This window comes from Rhodococcus sp. M8 (assembly GCF_015654185.1).
In the GTDB taxonomy this organism is placed as follows: Bacteria; Actinomycetota; Actinomycetes; order Mycobacteriales; family Mycobacteriaceae; genus Rhodococcus; species Rhodococcus aetherivorans.
This window is the reverse complement of record NZ_CP064065.1, coordinates 2,482,546-2,499,644: the sequence shown is the minus strand read 5'-3', so window position 1 is coordinate 2,499,644 and position 17,099 is coordinate 2,482,546. Positions and strand designations below refer to the sequence as shown.

The window sequence follows — 17,099 nt, the reverse complement described above, 5'->3', positions numbered from 1 at the left end:
CTCACGACTCATCAGGAGCCGTTCGTTCATGTCTGCCTCCCTGACCTCGGACCGCCGCGACGACCACCGGGTCGCCGTGGGCAAGGTCGGCAGCGTTGCGGGCCCCGGGCCCGGGGGTCGGGCGCTGGGGGTAGTGCTGAGCCTGCTCACCGTCTTCGGCCCCATTTCCATGGACCTGTACCTGCCGGTCCTGCCCGCGCTCACCGCCGACCTCGGGGCGAGCACGTCGGCCGCGCAGCTGACCGTCACTGCCTGCCTGCTCGGGCTCGCGCTCGGGCAGGTCGTCGCCGGTCCGCTGTCGGACCGATTCGGCCGCCGTCGCCCGCTGCTGATCGGAGTCGGGGCCTTCATCGCCGCGTCCGCCTGGTGCGCGGTGAGCCCGACCATCGAGACGCTCGTCGCGGCGCGCCTGGTGCAGGGGTTGACCGGCGCGGTCGGCATCGTCATCGCCCAGGCCGCCGGCCGCGATCTGTACTCCGGTGCCCGCCTGCTGCGGTACTACGGGCGACTCACCGTCCTCGGTGGTCTGGCGGCCATCGTCGGTCCGGTCATCGGCGGGCAGCTGGCGACGGTCACCGACTGGCGGGGCACCTTCGTGTTCCTGGCCGTCGTGGGCGTGGCCATCCTCGCAGCGAGTGCCGGGGTGTTGCGTGAGACGCTGCCACCGGGCAGTCGACGAGCCGGTGGCCTGTCCGACACCGGGCGGGTGTTCCGCCGGCTGGTGTCGGACAGGGTCTTCCTCGGCGCGGTCCTCGTCACGGGGTTCGTCAACGCCGCCCTGTTCGCCTACCTCAGCGGAGCGACATTCGTGCTGCAGGGCATCTACGGCCTGTCGCCGCAGGGCTATTCGTTCGCGTTCGGGCTGAACTCGTTGGGATTCATGGTCTTCGGGTTTGTCGCCGGACGCACCGCGGAGCGGTGGTCGGTCCATGGCACCCTGGTCGTCGGTCTGATCATGGTCGTGGCCGGCGCCGGTGGCGTGCTGCTCACCGCCACCGCACACCTGCCGCTGGCCGCGATGGTCGTCTCCCTGCTCACGATGGTCAGCGGGGTGGCGGTCACGACCCCGCCGTCGACGTCCCTCGCGCTGGAGAACTACCCCGAGGTCGCCGGCTCGGCCGCCTCGCTGCTGGGGCTGGCCCGGTTCGCATTCGGCGGCGTCACCGCCCCCCTCGTCGGCCTGGCCGGCCCGGGGACCGCGGTGCCGCTGGGCGTCGTCACCCTCAGCGCAGCCCTGCTCGGCCTCGTCGGCTACGTCCTGCTCCGCCCACCGGCAGCCGGTATGCCGGAACACCGTGCGTTCGCCTGAACCTTCCGCTTGGCCCGAAACCCCCGCAATTCCACTCAGAGGAGAAGCATCCATGCGTGTCCACGCCTACGCAGCCTCGTCCGCCTCCGCGCCGCTGGCCCCGACGGTCATCGAACGACGGGACGTCGGACCCAACGACGTGCTCATCGAGATCACGTACGCCGGCATCTGCCACTCCGACATCCACACCGTCCGCGGCGACTGGGGACCCCAGCCCCACCCGCTCGTCCCCGGCCACGAGATCGTCGGTCTCGTCGCCGAGGTCGGTGCCGACGTCACCGGCCACCGGGTCGGTGACCGCGTCGGGGTGGGCTGCATGGTCAACTCCTGCCGCGAGTGCGTGAACTGCCGCAACGGCGACGAGCAGTACTGTCTCGGCGGCATGGTCCCCACCTATGCAGGCGTCGACCGAGACGGCACCACCACCCAGGGCGGCTATGCCACCCATGTTGTCGTCGACGCCGACTTCGTCCTCTCCGTGCCCGAGACGCTCGACTTCGCGGCCGCTGCGCCGCTGCTGTGCGCCGGCATCACCACCTACTCGCCGCTGCGCCGCTGGAACGCTGGACCGGGCAAGAAGGTCGCCATCGTCGGTCTCGGCGGTCTGGGGCACTTGGCTGTCAAGATCGCCCACGCCCTCGGAGCCGAGGTGACGGTGCTGTCCCAGTCGTTGAAGAAGCAGGAGGACGGCGTGCGGCTCGGTGCCGACCACTACCACGCCACCAGCGATCCGGCCACATTCGAGCAGCTCTCGAGCCGTTTCGATCTGATCGTCAACACGGTCAGCGCCGCCATCGAGGTCGATGCCTACCTCGGTCTGCTCGCGGTTGACGGCACCCTGGTCGACGTCGGTGCCCCGGCCGAACCCCTGAGCCTGAACGTCTTCTCCCTCATCGGCGGCCGCCGCTCCTACGCCGGCTCGATGATCGGCGGCATCCGCCAGACCCAGGAGATGCTCGACTTCTGCGCCGCACACGACATCGGCGCCGACGTCGAGGTCATCCCCGCGGACCTGATCAACGACGCCTACGAGCGCGTCCTGGCGTCCGATGTCCGCTATCGGTTCGTCATCGACACTGCCACCCTCCGTTGATCTGCAGCCCGGAGTGCCTGAGTGCATTCACGGGCACGCCCGAACCACCACGCCGAAGGACGCCTGATGGACAACCGCTTTCGTGCAGTGCACGTGTCGCTGTCGCTGGCTCTCGTAGCCCTTGCCGCCGCGTGCAGCAGTCCTCCGGAGCCCACCGTCGACGACGAGTGGGACCGCATCCGTATCGCACTCATCCTCGCTGGGCAACGCCTGACGGGAACGCTGTCAGACACCCCTGCCGGTCGCGACCTCCTGGCGCAGCTCCCTTTGACCCTCACCATGACCGACTTCGGATCCGTGGAAAAGGGCGCCGAGCTACCCGCGTCCCTGTCGATCACCGGCGCCCCACCCGGCGCAGACCCTGCCCCGGGGGACATCGGCTACTACGCGCCGTGGAACGACCTCGTCCTGTACTACGGCGACCAGAGCTACCACGACGGCATCGTGAGGCTGGGAACCCTCGACGGGGGCGGGGACGTCATCGGGCAGCACACCGGGGACCTCCTGGTGAGGATCGAACACGTGAGGGACTGACCCGGGGCATCATCGCATGAGATTTCGCACGGACGTGGAAGACCGGAGGCACCGGCCCGAGCCCCGCTTCCATCGTCGGGACGTATTCGTCTTCGGGCTGGTCATCGTCATTCTCGTTGTGACGACATACCTGGACCCGCCGTACCCGTAGTCGCGGACGAGGCTACGAAATGACTATCGCTGCATCATCTCTCGCACCCCAAGACCCGCCGTTCCACGCCCGTCCGGGTGTGCTACCGACGCACTCTGCGACGAGGGCTGTGGGGAAGGTTGTGCGGGTCCGGTTCTGCGAGCCTTGGCGGTCGGATGGACCCGGGATCGGCGCGCGGACGTCAGAGACGCACAAGCGTCGAGTCTGTCGGCACTTCGTCCCTCGGCCGATCCATCGCCGTGGCGATCAGCAGGACGACGAGGCCGGCGGCCGTGACGACTGCGCCCATCCAGATGGGGGAGGTGAAACCCAGGCCGGCTGCGATGGTCAGTCCGCCGAGCCAGGCGCCGAGGGCGTTGCCCACGTTGAAGGCGGCGATGTTGGCGCCGGAGGCCATGGTGGGGGCGGCGGAGGCGTAGTTCATGATTCGCATCTGCAGGCCGGGGACGGTCGCGAAACCGAAGGCGCCCATGAGGAACAGTGAGAGGATCGTCATGGTCCGGTTGTCGGCGGTCGCGGCGAAGACGATCAGGACAGCGGTCACCAGAACGAGGATCCAGGTCAGCGCCGGGGTGAGTGCCCGATCGGCTGCCTTGCCGCCCAGGTAGTTTCCGACGAACAGGCCGGAGCCGAAGACGATGAGCAGCCACGGCACGCTGGACGTCGCGAAGCCGCTGACCTCGGTCAGGGTGAAGGCGATGTAGGTGAAGGCGCCGAACATGCCGCCGTAGCCCAGGACGGTGATCGCGATCGAGAACCAGACCTGCTTGTTGCGGAACGCGTGGAGTTCGCCACGCAGGCCGCCGTGCGTGGCAGCAGGGGGAGTGGCCGGCACCAGGGCGGTGATGCCGACGAGCGCCACCACGCCGATCACGGTGATCGCCCAGAAGGTCGAGCGCCAACCCAGTTGCTGACCGAGCAGGGTGCCGAACGGAACCCCGAGAACGTTGGCGATGGTGAGACCGGCGAACATGATGGCGATGGCGCCGGCGCGCTTGGCGGCTGCGACCATGTCCGCAGCCACGACCGACCCGATGCCGAAGAACGCGCCGTGGCACAGGGCCGCGACGATGCGTCCGCCCATCATGACCTCGTACGACGGAGCGACGGCCGACAGCAGATTGCCGATGATGAACAGCACCATCAGGGACAGCAGGGCCCGTTTCCGGTCGAAACGGGTGAGGGCAGCGGTGAGGAGGATCGCGCCGAGGGCGACCGAGAGTGCGTACCCGGAGATGAGGTAGCCGGCGACGGACTCGCTCACGGCGAAGTCCGCGGCGACCTCCGGCAGCAATCCCATGATCACGAATTCGGTGAGGCCGATCCCGAATCCGCCCATGGCGAGGGCGATGAGGCCTGAAGGCACGTCGAGTTTCCTTTCGAAGATCTGCGCGTCAGCGCATAGAGCGCGTGTGCAGTAGTTGCAGACGCCTTATAAATAGTTGCACGCGCTCTATATATGCGCAAGCGGGTAGTATCGGAGGAGGCAGGAAGCAAGGAGGCGACGTGGGCATTGCGGACGACGCGGTGGAGATCCGCGCGCAGGGGTGGCGCACGCTGGCCGCGCTGCACGGTGCGCTCGACACCGAGCTCGAACGCGCGCTCCAGCAGCAGCACCAGCTCTCGGTGGTCGAGTACACCGTGCTCGACGCGCTGAGCCGGCAGGACGGCTGGCACATGCGGATGGCTCAGCTCGCCCGCGCGGCCGCGCTGAGCAGCAGCGCGACGACCCGGCTGGTCAACCGTCTCGAGAAGCGCGGGTTGCTCACGCGGATCCTCTGCGAGGACGATCGCCGCGGCATCTACACCGAACTGACCGCCGCCGGGCGCGAGTTGCTGGACAGTGCGCGTCCGACGCACGATGCCACCCTCGAAGCCGCCCTCGGCAAGGCGTGCGAGATCCCGGAGCTGGCGCCGCTGGTGCGCGCGTTGCACGAGCTGCCGCCGAGTCCGCACTGATCCCGGCGCTGTAGATCCGGGCGTTGTGGATCCGGGCGCTGTGGATCCGTTCGCCGGGGTGCCGGTGCGCGTCGCTGGATCGAGTCCACGTGTTCGGGCCCGGCAGAGCAGAATCCGGGACGGCAAAGCAGACGGAGACCCTTCGGGTCCCTGACTTGTCGGCCCCTTCCCCAAGCAAACCCACGGACCATGCCCCGATACCGCGTCTCGGCCAGCACGTCTGGCCGCCTGCCGAAAAGGCAAGCGGCTGAGCTGGACCCGGTCGGACGTGTCGACCCGTGCTCGATCGGGTGCCCGGTGCCGTTCACCGGGACGATGGAATGCCGGATGCGGTTGGTTAGCGTCGGACCCGCACGGAAAACGACGTGACCGCGTGCGCCTCGGTCACCGGAACGGCCCTCGCACGCACGCAGGGAAACACCGACAGCCCCGGACCCGGTGGTCGGGTGCGGGGCGGGGTGCAGGTCAGGTCGTCGGCGGGCAGCTCACCACGGCGGACGACGCCACGTCGGGGTGTGTGGCACGCGGCCACTGTCGGGGATGCACGCCTGGAATGGGCGTGTGGATACAATCCACCTCACGGTGCATGACAGCTCTTCTCTGTCGTGTGCCCAGACCCCGGTTCGGTGTTGGCGCACCGGCCGGGGTCGCCCCGTTTTCGGGGTCGGTGCAGCGATGGTGGCACGCGGCCTGCGGGTGCGTCAACCGATCCGGTACAGACGCCAGGTCGGCTGGTTGTCGCCGTCGTTGGGGATCTCCAGATCGAGGGTCGCGATGTCGGCGCCGGTCTCGAAGACGGTGGGGTAGCGGCGGTTCACCGCATCCGAGACGCCGCGGCCCTCGTTCGGCACGGTGAGCAGATACCGCACGCCATTCGCGGCCGGATCGTTGAGGATGCGGGTGAAGTCGGCGTCGGACGGGATGACGAACTGCTCGGGCCGGTCGGTCGCGGTGAGCACCGCGAACCCGTACACGGTGTCCATCACCACCGAACCCGGGGGCAGGTCGAGCGCGTCGAGATGGTCCGCGATGCGACGTTCCGTGCCGAACGACGCGATGATGCGGTTCTCCTGGTCCCGCAGCTGCGACGTGTCGTCCGGATCGGGGAACAGCACGGTGCGCAGCGCGTGCTGCTCCTGCGACAGCGTCGCGTTGCCCATCGCGACGAACGTGACCGGCACCGACACCGCGAGCGCGAGCGCCCCGACCGGCGCGAGGGTGCCGCGGTCCTGCGGCCGCACCGTCGCATGCGCGCCGAGCCGGCGCGCCCGCAGCTGCCCGCGACGGGGCGCGAGCTGCACCACCCACATCGCCGCCAGCGGCACCGCGACGAGGTAGAACCGTAGGAACGGGAACGTCATGCCGCGGAAGTACGACAGGGCCGCGAACGCGAGCACCGCCCCCAGCACGACGAACGGCACGGCGGGCTCGAAGTCCCGGCGGCGCCACGCCAGCACCGCGACGACGGGCGCGAGCAGCGGCAGCGCCGGCCCGAGCACCAGGATCTCGGCGACGGAGAACGCGAGCGCCCCCAGGCCCGCGGTGGAGCCGCCGCCGCTCTGCTCGAGGATCGCCGCGTTGCCGTACGACGACGAAAACTGCTGCAGCGCTTCGCCGGTGATGAGCCAGCTCGTCGCCGCCCACACGAGGAACGCCAACGCCACCGGGGCGGCGACGAGGATCGCGTCGAGCAGCGCCGCCCGCCACACGCGGGTGCGCCACCACGTCACCGCGACGACGAGCACGGTGACGGCCGCGCCGACGGCGAGCGCGTCGTACCGCGCCAGATACGCCAGCCCGACGGCGATCCCGGCGACGGCGAGGTCGTGCACGTCGTCGGTGCTGATCCACCGCACCAGCCGGCGCGTCGCCCAGCACAGCAGCATCAGGAACGGCGCCTCGCTCATGCCGTTGGCGCCGTAGTACACGATCATCGGATTGAGCGCGAACAGCGCCGTCACCGTCCACACCAGCCACGGCGACGCACCGCGATCGCGGACGAACAGGTGGACCTGGGTGACGGCCCCGGCCATGAACGGCGCCGACATCACGACGGCCGTGAGGCCCCACCGGGTCAGCGCCGGCCACCAGTCCGACAGCGCCACGAGTGGCAACTGCATCAGCGCGGTCAGGGGCGTGAACACGAACCCGATCGCCGCCAGGTGCGGGTCGCGGCTGTGCAGGGCGCTGCGCGCGGCCGCGACGCGGCTGAGCGAATCGCCTTGGAAATAGCCCACATCCAGCGACAGGTACAACCCCACCGCCGCATAGAGCAGGCAGGACAGCCAGAACACCCGGGCCACGCCGCCCCTCATGACGACAGCCCGTGGAAGGTCTTCTCCCAGTAGGAGGGATTGCGGATCAGCTGATAGGTGCCCTTGATCGCTGCGAGCGACATCATCAGCCAGTACACCGGCACCGTCAGGCACGCGAGCCACAGCGCCGAGTTGCCGGTCTCCCGGCACGCGACCAGGTTCATGTACAGCACGGCGGAGTTACCGAACACCAGCGAGATCAGCGCGGGGAAGTACACGTACCAGGGGAAGATCTCCTCGATCAGGAACGGCTGCCCGAGCAGCCACGCGATGGTGATCAACCAGAACACCATGTTCAGGCACGCGATGATCGGCGTCCCGGCGAGCAGGGTCGTGAACCGGAGCATCCCGACCGTGCCGATGCCCCGCCACAGTTGTACGGGTCGTCGCACGTGCACGAGCCATGTCTGCAGATATCCCTTGTACCAGCGGGAACGCTGCCGGATCCAGTTGATCGGATCGCTGTTCGCCTCCTCCAGCGTCGTCGAGTCCAATACGGCCGTACGGTAGCCCGACTCGGCGATGCGCACCCCGAGGTCGGCGTCCTCGGTGACGTTGTACGGATCCCACGCGCCGATCTCGTCGAACACGGCGCGCCGGATGTGGTTCGACGTGCCGCCCAGCGGGATGGGCGAATTCGAGCGCATCAGGCCGGGCAGCACGAAGTTGAACCACAGCGCGTAGTCGGCGGTGAACCAGCCGGTGAGCATGTTCTGGGTGCCGTTGTGGAAGGCCAGCGTCGCCTGCACGCACGCGACGTCGTCGCCGAGCCGGTCGAACGCGACCGCCACGCGCCGCAACTGCAGCGGCTCCGGCAGGTCCTCGGCGTCGAAGATGGTGACGATGTCGCCGGTGGCGAAGTGCAGCCCGTAGTTGCAGGCCTTCGGCTTGGTCCGCGGGTCCGCCGCCGGCACCAGCAGGATCTCCACGCTCTCGCCGAGCCCGGCCTCCTCGGCCGCGGCGATGGTGACGGCGTCGTCCTCCTCGAGCAGCAACAGCACCTGCAGCTTCTCGGCCGGATAGTCCAGCGCGGCCATCGCCGCGATCAGATCACCCACCACCTCCGGCTCGTTGTAGGCCGGGACCAGCACCGTGTACGTCGGCAGCGCGTGCCCGGGCACGGCCCGCGCCACGTCGTCGCCGACGGTGAGGATCGCGTCGCGCGCCAGGCCGCGGGAGAACAGCAGCAGCCGGTCCGCGAGCGTCGCGATGTACCCGGCCGTGCACACCGCCATCAGCACGGTCAGCGTCGGCGTCGTCGCGAACACCAGCGCCACGATCGCCGCGGCGACCAGGCCGAGGGTCAGCCACTTCTGCCACGGCACGAACGCCACCGACGCCGACGACAGCGGCCGCTTCTCCCGCAGCCCGTACACCGCGTCGTGCAGCGCGGCGGCCTTGAACTCCTCGTCGACTAGATTCCGCGCCACTGCGCCTCCACCAGATCACGGCCCAGCTCGGTGAGCATGTCCAAGTCCTTGTACTCGGGATCGGAATCCTCCACCGACGCCCGCCCGCGCAGGAACACCGACAGCAGATTCCGGCCGTTCGACGCCATGTTCGGCGTCGGCTGCGGGAACGGCGCATCGAGTTCGTGGTTGTCGACGGTCAGCAGGCTCACCCGCTGCGCGAGGGCGTCGCCGCGCGTCCAGATGAAGTTCATCAGGCTCCAGGTGAGCAGCAACTCGTCGTCGACGACGGTGAAGAAGTCGGCCTGCACGCCGTGGCCGAGGTCCACCCGGATCTTCGGGCTCACCCGCGCCCGCCCGAGATCGTAGGACGTCTGCACCGGATACACCTCGAACACCCCCACCCGCCGCACCTGCAGGGTCTGCACGGCGACGGTGCGCGGCCGCGACAGCCGATCCCAGTCGGCGCGCGGCTCGACGGCCCGGATTATCTGCCGGCGAAGCTGCGCGGTGGAGCCGAAATACCTTCGTGGCCAGTCGTAGTCGATGGAGTCGATCTGGTACCAACCGGTGGGGACCACCTGCGTGACGGTGCCGCTCGGCGGTGGGCCCACCGACACCGGCGTGAGCTGCTGATCCGGCAGCGGCAGCACGGCGAGCACCAGCGCGGCCGGGGCGACGAGGAACAGCGCCGAGCGCGTCGCCTCCCGCGGCGACACCGGGTTCGGGGGCAGCGTGCGCGGCGCGAGGCCGCGATACCGGTACAGGTAGAACGCGCCGCCGACGACGAGCGCCGCCGTGCCCGACGGCACGATCTGCGCGACGGCGACCCGCGCGTCCGGGTAGCGGGTGGTCACCGCGAACAGCAGCGCCAGGCCGAGCAGCATCGTCGCGGAGAAGCCGATCAGCGCGCGGCGCCGGGTGCGGCCGACCGCGACGGCGATCGCAATCGCGCCCAGCAGCACCATCAGGAACCCGGCGGCGAACTTGGTGCCGCCGAGCTGCACGAGCACCGCCCGGTAGAACAACGGCGACGTGCCCAGCAGCAACAGCCACACCGGCCAGTACCGGGAGGCGACGCGCAGGCCGAACAGCAGCACGCACGCGCCGATCACGAACGTCCACGCCGACAGCACGTCGAGGTGCATCATCTGGTAGTTCGGCCCGTACCGCGGCAGCAGCAGCCACTTGACCGCGAGCGCGATCAGCAGGACGGCGCCGCCGACGATCCGGTCGGTCTGCCGGTCGTGGATCGGCAACTCGCCGCGGCGGCGCCGGGTGACGCCCTCGGCGGCGAGCACCGCGAACGGCGGCACGAGCAGGACGTAGCCGCCGCCCGAGCCGCGGGAGATCTCCGTGAGCAGTTGCTCCCACGTCGACCAGTACCCGAGCACGGTGGCGGCGACGATCACCGTCCACCGTGCGCTGGTGTGCGCGAACAGTGCGGCGCGCTCGGCGGTCGTGACGGTGCTCATGGCGACATCCGATCAGAGCGGGCGCGGCCGGCCGCGACGCCATCGCAAGGCCGTGACGCCCGCGGCGACGAGCCCCACGGCCAGCAGGGCGAGGCCACCGGCGAGCACCCAGCCCGTCGTCCGGCCCAGCGACTCCTGGGTGCCGGGCTCGGCGGCCGGGTCGGTGAGCGCGAGTTCGACCGGGTCGCGGTCGGCGGCGGTGAACAGCACGTCGCCGTCGAGTTCGGCCCAGCGTTGCGGGGTCGCGGCGAGCCAGCCGAGGGTGCGGTCGAGTTCGGCGGGCACCTCGGTGGCGGCGGCGACGAGGACCGTGCGGTCGCCGTCGCGCGCCACCTGCAGCGACGCGAACTCGATGTCGGTGGGGAAGGTGACGGTGGTGGCGTTCCCGGTGGCCGGGTCGAGGAGGTCGAGGGTGCGGCCCTGCGTCCCGGCGAGCGGCAGTTCCAGGGTGTCGGGGACGCGGCCGTCGGCGGCGACGACGATGGCGGGGGTGCCGCCGGTGGCGGCCTCGTCGACGCTCACCCATTCGGGATCGAGCGGCACGGAGGTCAGGCTCTGCAGCCCGGCCACGAGCGCGACGGCCCGGGCGGTGTCGGCGATCCCGGCCTCGGTGGCGGCGACGTTCACCTTCGGCAGCAGCGCCTGCGGCAGCGACCGGAAACCCCCGGGCAGCGGCGGGTCGGCGGGCTCGGTGGTGACGCGGCTGCCGGCGTCGACGGTCAGCGTCATCGGCTGCTGCAGGCCGCACTGGTGGGTGCCGCCGGTGGCGCGCAGGGACACCACCACGTCGGTGGTCCGTCCGAGCACGTTGTCCGGCACCGTGATCCACCGCTCGAGACGGCCGGACGCGTCGGCGGGCCACGAGTCGACGACGGTGTCGCCGACCGTCACCGACACCAGGCCGCCCTCGGTCGTGGGCAGCGGGGTGTAGGAGCCCTGCAGGTTGATCCGCAGATTGTGGGACGGCCGTCCCAGACGGGTCTGGTCGATGCCGAGCGGCACCTCCACCACGCCGACGCCGGTGTCGGTGAGGGCGCCGAGGCCCAGTTCGGCGAGCGTCGTCGCGTCGGGGGACAGCCGCGGCGGCCGGCCCAGCGTGCCGACCGTCGCCGCCGAGGCCACCGCGACCGACGAGATGTCGCTCGTGATCAGGCGGGCCTGGTTGCGCAGCGCGTCGGCGTCGCCGGTGACCGCGAGCGCCGGACCGCCGCCGGGCACCTGGACCAGCGTGGCGGCACCGTCGCCGTCGGTCTCGACGATCGCGATCTGCCGGGTGAACGGCCCGGCCGGGGCGGGCGGCACCGCGTCGTCGCCGGGCAGGGTCTGCACCGTCACCCGCAGCGGCCGGCCCGTGTACTGGGCGGTGACGGCCGCGGTGAGATCGAGAGCGGTGGCCGACTCGGCGGGCGTGGGGTCGGCGGGCAGCGCCAGCTCCAGCGACTCGAGGATCGGCGGCAGGAAGTCGGCGACCACGGCCGGCGGGGTCGCCGCCCCGGTGTAGCGGACGCGTCCGTCGCGCAGCACCACCGAGCGATCCGTCCAGTCCTCGGGGCAGATCCCGTCGAACGGCAGCAGGTGAAGGGTCAGGGTGACGGTGACGGCGCGGTCCGCGATCGGCGCAGCATCCAGGGGCAGCGAGACCGGCACCAGAGTTCCGGCGGCGGGCAGGTCGATGCGGGCGAGCAGTAGCCCCTGCGACTGGACGTCGATCCAGCCGCGGGCGACGTTGGCGGGCATCTGCACCGTCGCGTCGAGCGCGGCGGGCCGCAGCCCGTCCGGCACCGGGACGGTGAGGGTCGCGGTGTCGCTGTGGCCGCGGAAGGCAACCGTGTCGCCGAATCCCAGCGTCTGCGTGCCGAAGACGATGTCGCCGGGCGGCGCGACGGGGTCCTGCGCGGCGGCAGGGCCCGCGGCGAGCACGGTCAGCGCGGCCAGGGCGGGAACGAGGATGGCGTGTCCGGCGCGGCGAATTGTCTGGGTCGGCACATCGGGGACTTTACGGTTGTTCGGTACGAAATGTGGGACAAGTGCGACACGGCCGCGATAGCGTGGACGCAATATCGCTCACAGTCCTCCGCGCGTTACCCATCGGCGACCAAGTTCGTACACACTGTGGGTATGTGGTGGTGGGTTGCGGCGGTTCTGGGCGCCTGGCTGCTCGTCTCGGTGGCGATCGGTCTGGTGCTGGGCAAGGTGCTGCGCGTGGCCGACATGGAGGAATCCCTCGTCGAGATCCAGCGCGCCGAGCGCGAGAGCGAACGTCACACCAACCAGCCCTGACATCGCTTTACATGCTTTTGACCAGCGCTTTAGTGTTTGTACTCGCGAGTAACGATCTTGAGGACTAGTGTTCCTGTGTCGCCTTCCTGTCCCCCCTGCGAAGGCGACGCTCGCAGGCCGGTAACCCCCCATCGCCGGCCCGCGCTGAGGCCCCGCCGTTTCGCCACCACGATCGGCGGGGCCTCACCCCTTTCGGGCGGCGTACCGACCGATACGCTCGGGTGGTGACCGAGCCGCGCACCGCACCCCGCATCACCATCACGTACTGCACACAGTGCAACTGGCTGCTGCGTGCCGGCTGGATGGCGCAGGAGCTGCTCAACACCTTCGGCACGGATCTGGGCGAGGTCGCGCTCGTCCCCGGCACCGGCGGCATCTTCGTCGTCACGGCCGGTGATCGGGTGGTGTGGGACCGCAAGACCGACGGCGGCTTTCCCGACATCGTCACGCTCAAGCAACGGGTGCGGGACGTCGTGGATCCCGAGCGGGATCTGGGGCACTCGGACGCCGCGCACCGGGCGCAGGAATAGGATTTCTACGGCCGTATCATGCGCCGGTACCGGCAGAACTGCCCGGCCAGTTTCCAGTCGTGCTCGTGTTATCGGGCATCGTCCGCATGCGGTGCTCTGTATCGATACCCACTCGTTGTGGCTGTGCAACATCGGTCCACGGATTTCGGAGCACACTCGGGCCATGCCTGTCGGTCGGAAGTGGTGCGAGGTCGAGAACGAGTTCTTTCCGGCCGAGGAGTTCCAAGGCGACGTGCATATGCACTGCCAGGGGCGGGCGTGGGGAATTCCGGACAGCTACGTGATGCCGTCGAAGTCGCCCGAGGACGCGGATTGAGATCCGCGGTCGCGAGGGTGAGAATGTGGAGCCCTGCCGCGAGGCGCTCGCAGGAACTCGAAAGGCTCCGGCTGGAGGCGGAGCGTGCGGAGGAGGCGGAGCGCAGCGCCGCGCTCGAGAAGGCGACGACCGATTTTCAGCTGGCCGGCTGGGCCGCCGAGTACGAACTGCGGAAGCTGTTCCAGGAGAACCTGTACGACGCATCCAAGGGCGGTTTCGAGCGAAGTCGAGACAGTGCGAAGTTCGTGCAGACAGCCGCCGCTGCCATCGGAACCATCTATATCGGCGTGTTGGGTGTGTCGTTTTCGGTGACCGATAATTCGCTACCCCTGCGCGGGGTCTTTGCCCCGCTCTTTCTGGGTATGGCCGTTGCCTTTTCCGGGTTCTATCTGGCCTTCCTCATGCCTGCGAGTCGCTCGACGCTGCGCCCTCCGACGGGTACCCTGCACAATCACCAGATGCAGAGGTTGATCTTCTTCATGGAGTGGGTCAATCGAGCGACGGGGCAGCGGCGGTACTTCATTCAAGCGAGTGTGCTCAGTCTGGCGGTGGGACTCGTCTTCATCGTCGCACCCTTCGTCAGCAGTCCGCGCCCTCCCGAAGTTCCTGCCATGCCTACCCCACCGGCCGTGCCGGCCGCGACAGACCCGGATCTGCAACCCCGAGCGGTCGAACTGTTCCTCATCCAAGTGGACGAATTTCGGCGGTCGGTTCTCGAGAGAAACAAGGCGATAGCGGAATCCGCGCAACAGAGTGTCGAATTCGAGGAGCGGGAAGGTCGTTTGAATGCGTGGTCTGCTGTCCTGGCCGGGGTGGGCCTGATCGTCGTTCTCGTGGTTCCGGTCTTCTTCTCGCGGGAGCGAGCACCTACGCCGTGACGTCGAGGGCCGAGCACTGCGGGTGGGGCCGCACCGTGGACTATCCGGGTATCGGTCCCGTGGATCAGTACACCGTGCCGGCTGGCTTCCTGCGTTCCGCAGCGGCGCCGGTGGACCAAACCGGGCACGGATAGGAGCCCGGCGAGCGCACTGCGGGTAATGATCTCCCGAGCAGCGCCATTCATCGCAGACGTAACGTTTTGGCGATTTGCCCGATTCAATGGACCGTCAGGTCCTTCCTCTTCGAATCGAGGTCTTCGTGAAGCGTCTTCTCGCCGGCATCCTGGGCTGTGCCGCGATCACCGTCGCCGTACCGGCCACCGCAAGTGCGGGCACCGGAAGTGCCGACATCCTTCCCAACATTCTTCCCGCGGCGCTCTGCGTCCTCTCGTCCGGATCCGGTCAGTGCGCGCTCGTTCCGCTTCCCACGCCGGGCGCAGTGATTGGCGCTGCCGAGTCGACGCGCCTCACCGTGGCCGAGTAGGGACCGGGAGCCGCGGCAGCTTCGTGCACAATCCCGGTGCGCGCAGCCGCTGCTGCCGAGCTCAGACTCCGACCGAGGTCCGGACGATCGTTTCGGGCTTGGTCGGCTCGGCCGGCGCTTCGGCGGCGCGCGTCGGGCGGGACGTTCCTTCCGGAGCCGGACAGCATCACCGGCCACAACTGCGATCAGCACCGACAGCGCTGCCCACAGGACCACCAGGCGCACGACGATGTCCATCCGTCGAACCCTGAACGATGCCGACCGAGTCCATCGTTTCGTCCGCGGCGACGGACGTGGACTGGAATAGTCCGCTGAAACGACACCGAGAGTGCAGATTGGAGGCGCGGCGTGTAGGCGCGGGCGGCGCCGCTCGAAACAGACCGACCAACTCGCATGTGAGGCCGCCTCGGGTTACGGTGTTTCGGAACATTCCGACCGGGGGGTCGAAGTGGAGGCCGCGACTTCTCGCGGAATCGCCGTACTCGAGGGAGCTTTGATGCAATCCGTTCTGAAGAAGACCGCTGTGGCCGTTGTCGGGGTGGGAGCGCTGGCGCTGTGCGTGCCGGGGACCGCGTCCGCGGCAGGTAACCCGTCCGTGGGGGCGTCGGGTACGCCCGGCTCGATCACCGTCGATTTCGACTTCGCCGGGGTGGACGTCGCCGGCGGTGTCACCTGCGTGACCTATGTGTCGACCAAGCAGAGCGGGCTCGACGCCGCCGATCCGTCGGGCCGCGCCGATGCACAGGCGCCCGGCTCGAAGTTCTCCGTCGAGAACACCAGCACCTCCGCCATCACCTTCGTCCAGGACGGCCAGCCCGTCTCCCAGGGCCCGCAGCCCATCGCGGCCGGCACCTACTACGTGTACTGGGGTTGCCAGGACGCCGCCGGCACTCAGTGGGACAACGTCGGCCTGAAGTCCGGCGCGCCGTTCCAGAACCCGATCGTCGTGAACGTCGCCGGCGACGGCGCCGCTCCCGCACCCGCGGCCCCGGCCGCGCAGTCCGCCCCGACCAAGTCGGAGGGGACCGTTCCGCAGGCGGACGCCGCGCCCGAGACCGACGGCGTCATCGACACCCCCGAAGAGCTGATCGGTCTCGTGATCGATCTCTTCGGCGATCAGCTGCCGGACCTCTCGCAGAGCTGACCTTCGGCACGCGCAGGCGGCATCCTCCACGGGATGCCGCCACCGCGTGGTTCCCGGGAGTGGCAGTTGCATTCGCGCACGGTCGCGCCGGGCGCGCGCGTTCGATAGGGGAGGGACATGGGCGGAGGAGCCGCGACCGATGCGGTGGTCCTGGTGGGAGGCAAGGGAACGCGTCTGCGGCCCCTGACGCTGTCGGCGCCCAAGCCGATGCTGCCCACGGCGGGACTGCCCTTTCTGACGCATCTGCTCGCGCGGATCAGGAGCGCGGGCATCACCCACGTGGTGCTCGGTACGTCGTTCAAGGCCGAGGTATTCGAGGAGTACTTCGGTAGCGGCGAGAGCATGGGGCTGGAGATCGAGTACGTCACCGAGACCGAGCCGCTCGGCACCGGCGGCGGCATCCGCAACGTGCTGCCCCACCTGCGCTCCGACAACGTCATGGTGTTCAACGGCGACGTTCTCGGCGGTAGCGACCTGCGCGAGATCCTGCACACGCACGAGGTCAACAACGCCGACGTGACGCTGCACCTGGTGCGCGTCGCCGATCCACGCGCCTTCGGATGCGTGCCCACCGACGCGGACGGACGGGTCACGGCGTTCCTGGAGAAGACACAGGATCCGCCGACCGATCAGATCAACGCCGGCTGCTACGTCTTCCGTCGCGAGTGGATCGAGAAGATCCCGGCCGGACGTCCCGTCTCGGTGGAGCGGGAGGTATTCCCGGCGCTGCTCGTCGACGGCGCCCGCGTGTTCGGCCACGTCGACGCCGCGTATTGGCGGGACATGGGGACGCCGGACGACTTCGTCAAGGGCTCGGCCGACCTGGTCCGGGGAATTGCGCCGTCCCCGGCGCTCGACGGTGAGCGCGGCGAGGCCCGCATACACCCGACAGCCCGCGTCGCCCCTGGGGCGATGCTGATCGGCGGAACCGTGGTCGGCCGCGACGTCGTGGTCGGTGGCGGAGCCCGGCTCGACGGAGTCGCGGTGTTCGACGGCGCACGCATCGACGCGGGAGCGGTGGTGGAGCGCTCGATCGTGGGATTCGGTGCCCGGATTGGGCCGCGTGCTCTGGTTCGTGACGCCGTGATCGGCGACGGCGCCGAGGTCGGAGCCCGCTGTGAACTGCTACGCGGCGCGCGGGTGTGGCCGGGAGTCGTCCTGCCGGACGGCGGGGTCCGGTTCTCCACCGACGTGTAGAGACATGCAGGACAAGCTGATCCGG

16 protein-coding genes are annotated in these 17,099 nt (G+C 69.5%); 11 read left to right on the top strand and 5 right to left on the bottom strand.

The window, feature by feature from the left end; genetic code table 11:
• Window positions 1-28: 28 nt before the first annotated feature.
• From ISO16_RS11050 to ISO16_RS11040, 3 genes are all read left to right on the top strand, one after another.
• Window positions 29-1,309 (top strand): multidrug effflux MFS transporter, encoded by a 1,281-nt coding sequence (locus ISO16_RS11050; protein ID WP_072636003.1) that lies wholly within the window; start codon window positions 29-31, stop codon window positions 1,307-1,309.
• Window positions 1,310-1,361: 52 nt separating this feature from the next.
• Window positions 1,362-2,402 (top strand): NAD(P)-dependent alcohol dehydrogenase, encoded by a 1,041-nt coding sequence (locus ISO16_RS11045; protein ID WP_072636002.1) that lies wholly within the window; start codon window positions 1,362-1,364, stop codon window positions 2,400-2,402.
• A 66-nt stretch (window positions 2,403-2,468) separates the two neighbouring features.
• A complete protein-coding gene (locus tag ISO16_RS11040; RefSeq protein WP_083662306.1) occupies window positions 2,469-2,936 on the top strand; it encodes a cyclophilin-like fold protein in 468 nt (155 codons plus the stop codon).
• Window positions 2,937-3,268: 332 nt separating this feature from the next.
• Here the strand turns inward: ISO16_RS11040 and ISO16_RS11035 are convergent, their stop codons facing one another.
• A complete protein-coding gene (locus ISO16_RS11035) occupies window positions 3,269-4,453 on the bottom strand; it encodes an MFS transporter (RefSeq protein WP_072636001.1) in 1,185 nt (394 codons plus the stop codon).
• A 140-nt stretch (window positions 4,454-4,593) separates the two neighbouring features.
• Here ISO16_RS11035 and ISO16_RS11030 point away from each other — a divergent pair, with 140 nt between their 5' ends.
• Window positions 4,594-5,046: a MarR family winged helix-turn-helix transcriptional regulator gene (locus tag ISO16_RS11030; protein WP_072636000.1), complete on the top strand. Its 453-nt coding sequence runs from the start codon at window positions 4,594-4,596 to the stop codon at window positions 5,044-5,046.
• Between the two features lie 701 nt (window positions 5,047-5,747).
• On the opposite strand, the gene ISO16_RS11025 is transcribed toward ISO16_RS11030, so the two are convergent.
• From ISO16_RS11025 to ISO16_RS11010, 4 genes are read right to left on the bottom strand one after another with little or no spacing between them, the layout of a single operon-like run.
• Window positions 5,748-7,340, bottom strand: coding sequence for an ArnT family glycosyltransferase (locus ISO16_RS11025; protein ID WP_072636186.1), 1,593 nt, complete (start codon window positions 7,338-7,340; stop codon window positions 5,748-5,750).
• A 17-nt stretch (window positions 7,341-7,357) separates the two neighbouring features.
• Window positions 7,358-8,791 carry a glycosyltransferase gene (locus tag ISO16_RS11020; protein ID WP_072635999.1) on the bottom strand — a complete coding sequence of 478 codons (1,434 nt, stop codon included), beginning with the start codon at window positions 8,789-8,791 and terminating at the stop codon, window positions 7,358-7,360.
• The gene (locus tag ISO16_RS11015) at window positions 8,776-10,245 is read right to left on the bottom strand and encodes an archaeosortase/exosortase family protein (RefSeq protein ID WP_072635998.1); all 1,470 of its coding nucleotides are present in this window, start codon (window positions 10,243-10,245) and stop codon (window positions 8,776-8,778) included. The genes ISO16_RS11020 and ISO16_RS11015 overlap by 16 nt, the downstream gene beginning before the upstream one ends.
• Before the next feature lie 12 nt (window positions 10,246-10,257).
• Window positions 10,258-12,231, bottom strand: coding sequence for a hypothetical protein (locus tag ISO16_RS11010; RefSeq protein WP_072635997.1), 1,974 nt, complete (start codon window positions 12,229-12,231; stop codon window positions 10,258-10,260).
• Between the two features lie 132 nt (window positions 12,232-12,363).
• Between ISO16_RS11010 and ISO16_RS11005 the strand changes: the two genes are divergently transcribed.
• The 7 genes from ISO16_RS11005 to ISO16_RS10975 all read left to right on the top strand — a co-directional run bounded on the left by ISO16_RS11005 (window position 12,364) and on the right by ISO16_RS10975 (window position 17,074).
• Complete coding sequence (locus tag ISO16_RS11005; RefSeq protein ID WP_168580011.1) at window positions 12,364-12,525, top strand: hypothetical protein; 162 nt, start codon at window positions 12,364-12,366, stop codon at window positions 12,523-12,525.
• Window positions 12,526-12,749: 224 nt separating this feature from the next.
• Window positions 12,750-13,055, top strand: a complete 306-nt coding sequence (locus tag ISO16_RS11000; RefSeq protein ID WP_072636185.1) for a SelT/SelW/SelH family protein — start codon at window positions 12,750-12,752, stop codon at window positions 13,053-13,055.
• A 163-nt stretch (window positions 13,056-13,218) separates the two neighbouring features.
• Complete coding sequence (locus ISO16_RS10995) at window positions 13,219-13,371, top strand: hypothetical protein (protein WP_157127564.1); 153 nt, start codon at window positions 13,219-13,221, stop codon at window positions 13,369-13,371.
• Between the two features lie 23 nt (window positions 13,372-13,394).
• Entirely contained in the window at window positions 13,395-14,249 is an 855-nt protein-coding gene (locus ISO16_RS10990; RefSeq protein WP_072635996.1) for a hypothetical protein, read from the top strand.
• Between the two features lie 259 nt (window positions 14,250-14,508).
• A complete protein-coding gene (locus ISO16_RS10985) occupies window positions 14,509-14,733 on the top strand; it encodes a hypothetical protein (protein WP_139310901.1) in 225 nt (74 codons plus the stop codon).
• Between the two features lie 496 nt (window positions 14,734-15,229).
• A complete protein-coding gene (locus ISO16_RS10980) occupies window positions 15,230-15,877 on the top strand; it encodes a hypothetical protein (RefSeq protein WP_072635994.1) in 648 nt (215 codons plus the stop codon).
• 117 nt (window positions 15,878-15,994) lie between these two features.
• Window positions 15,995-17,074 carry a sugar phosphate nucleotidyltransferase gene (locus ISO16_RS10975; protein ID WP_072635993.1) on the top strand — a complete coding sequence of 360 codons (1,080 nt, stop codon included), beginning with the start codon at window positions 15,995-15,997 and terminating at the stop codon, window positions 17,072-17,074.
• Window positions 17,075-17,099 lie beyond the last annotated feature (25 nt).

Excerpts from the sequence above, each read along its gene's own strand:
- ISO16_RS11040 (WP_083662306.1), top strand. The coding sequence starts at position 2,469 with ATGGACAACCGCTTTCGTGCAGTGCACGTGTCGCTGTCGCTGGCTCTC.
- ISO16_RS11050 (WP_072636003.1), top strand. The coding sequence starts at position 29 with ATGTCTGCCTCCCTGACCTCGGACCGCCGCGACGACCACCGGGTCGCC.
- ISO16_RS10980 (WP_072635994.1), top strand. The coding sequence starts at position 15,230 with ATGCAATCCGTTCTGAAGAAGACCGCTGTGGCCGTTGTCGGGGTGGGA.
- ISO16_RS10990 (WP_072635996.1), top strand. The coding sequence starts at position 13,395 with ATGTGGAGCCCTGCCGCGAGGCGCTCGCAGGAACTCGAAAGGCTCCGG.
- ISO16_RS10975 (WP_072635993.1), top strand. The coding sequence starts at position 15,995 with ATGGGCGGAGGAGCCGCGACCGATGCGGTGGTCCTGGTGGGAGGCAAG.
- ISO16_RS10995 (WP_157127564.1), top strand. The coding sequence starts at position 13,219 with ATGCCTGTCGGTCGGAAGTGGTGCGAGGTCGAGAACGAGTTCTTTCCG.
- ISO16_RS11005 (WP_168580011.1), top strand. The coding sequence starts at position 12,364 with ATGTGGTGGTGGGTTGCGGCGGTTCTGGGCGCCTGGCTGCTCGTCTCG.
- ISO16_RS11045 (WP_072636002.1), top strand. The coding sequence starts at position 1,362 with ATGCGTGTCCACGCCTACGCAGCCTCGTCCGCCTCCGCGCCGCTGGCC.
- ISO16_RS11015 (WP_072635998.1), bottom strand. The coding sequence starts at position 10,245 with ATGAGCACCGTCACGACCGCCGAGCGCGCCGCACTGTTCGCGCACACC.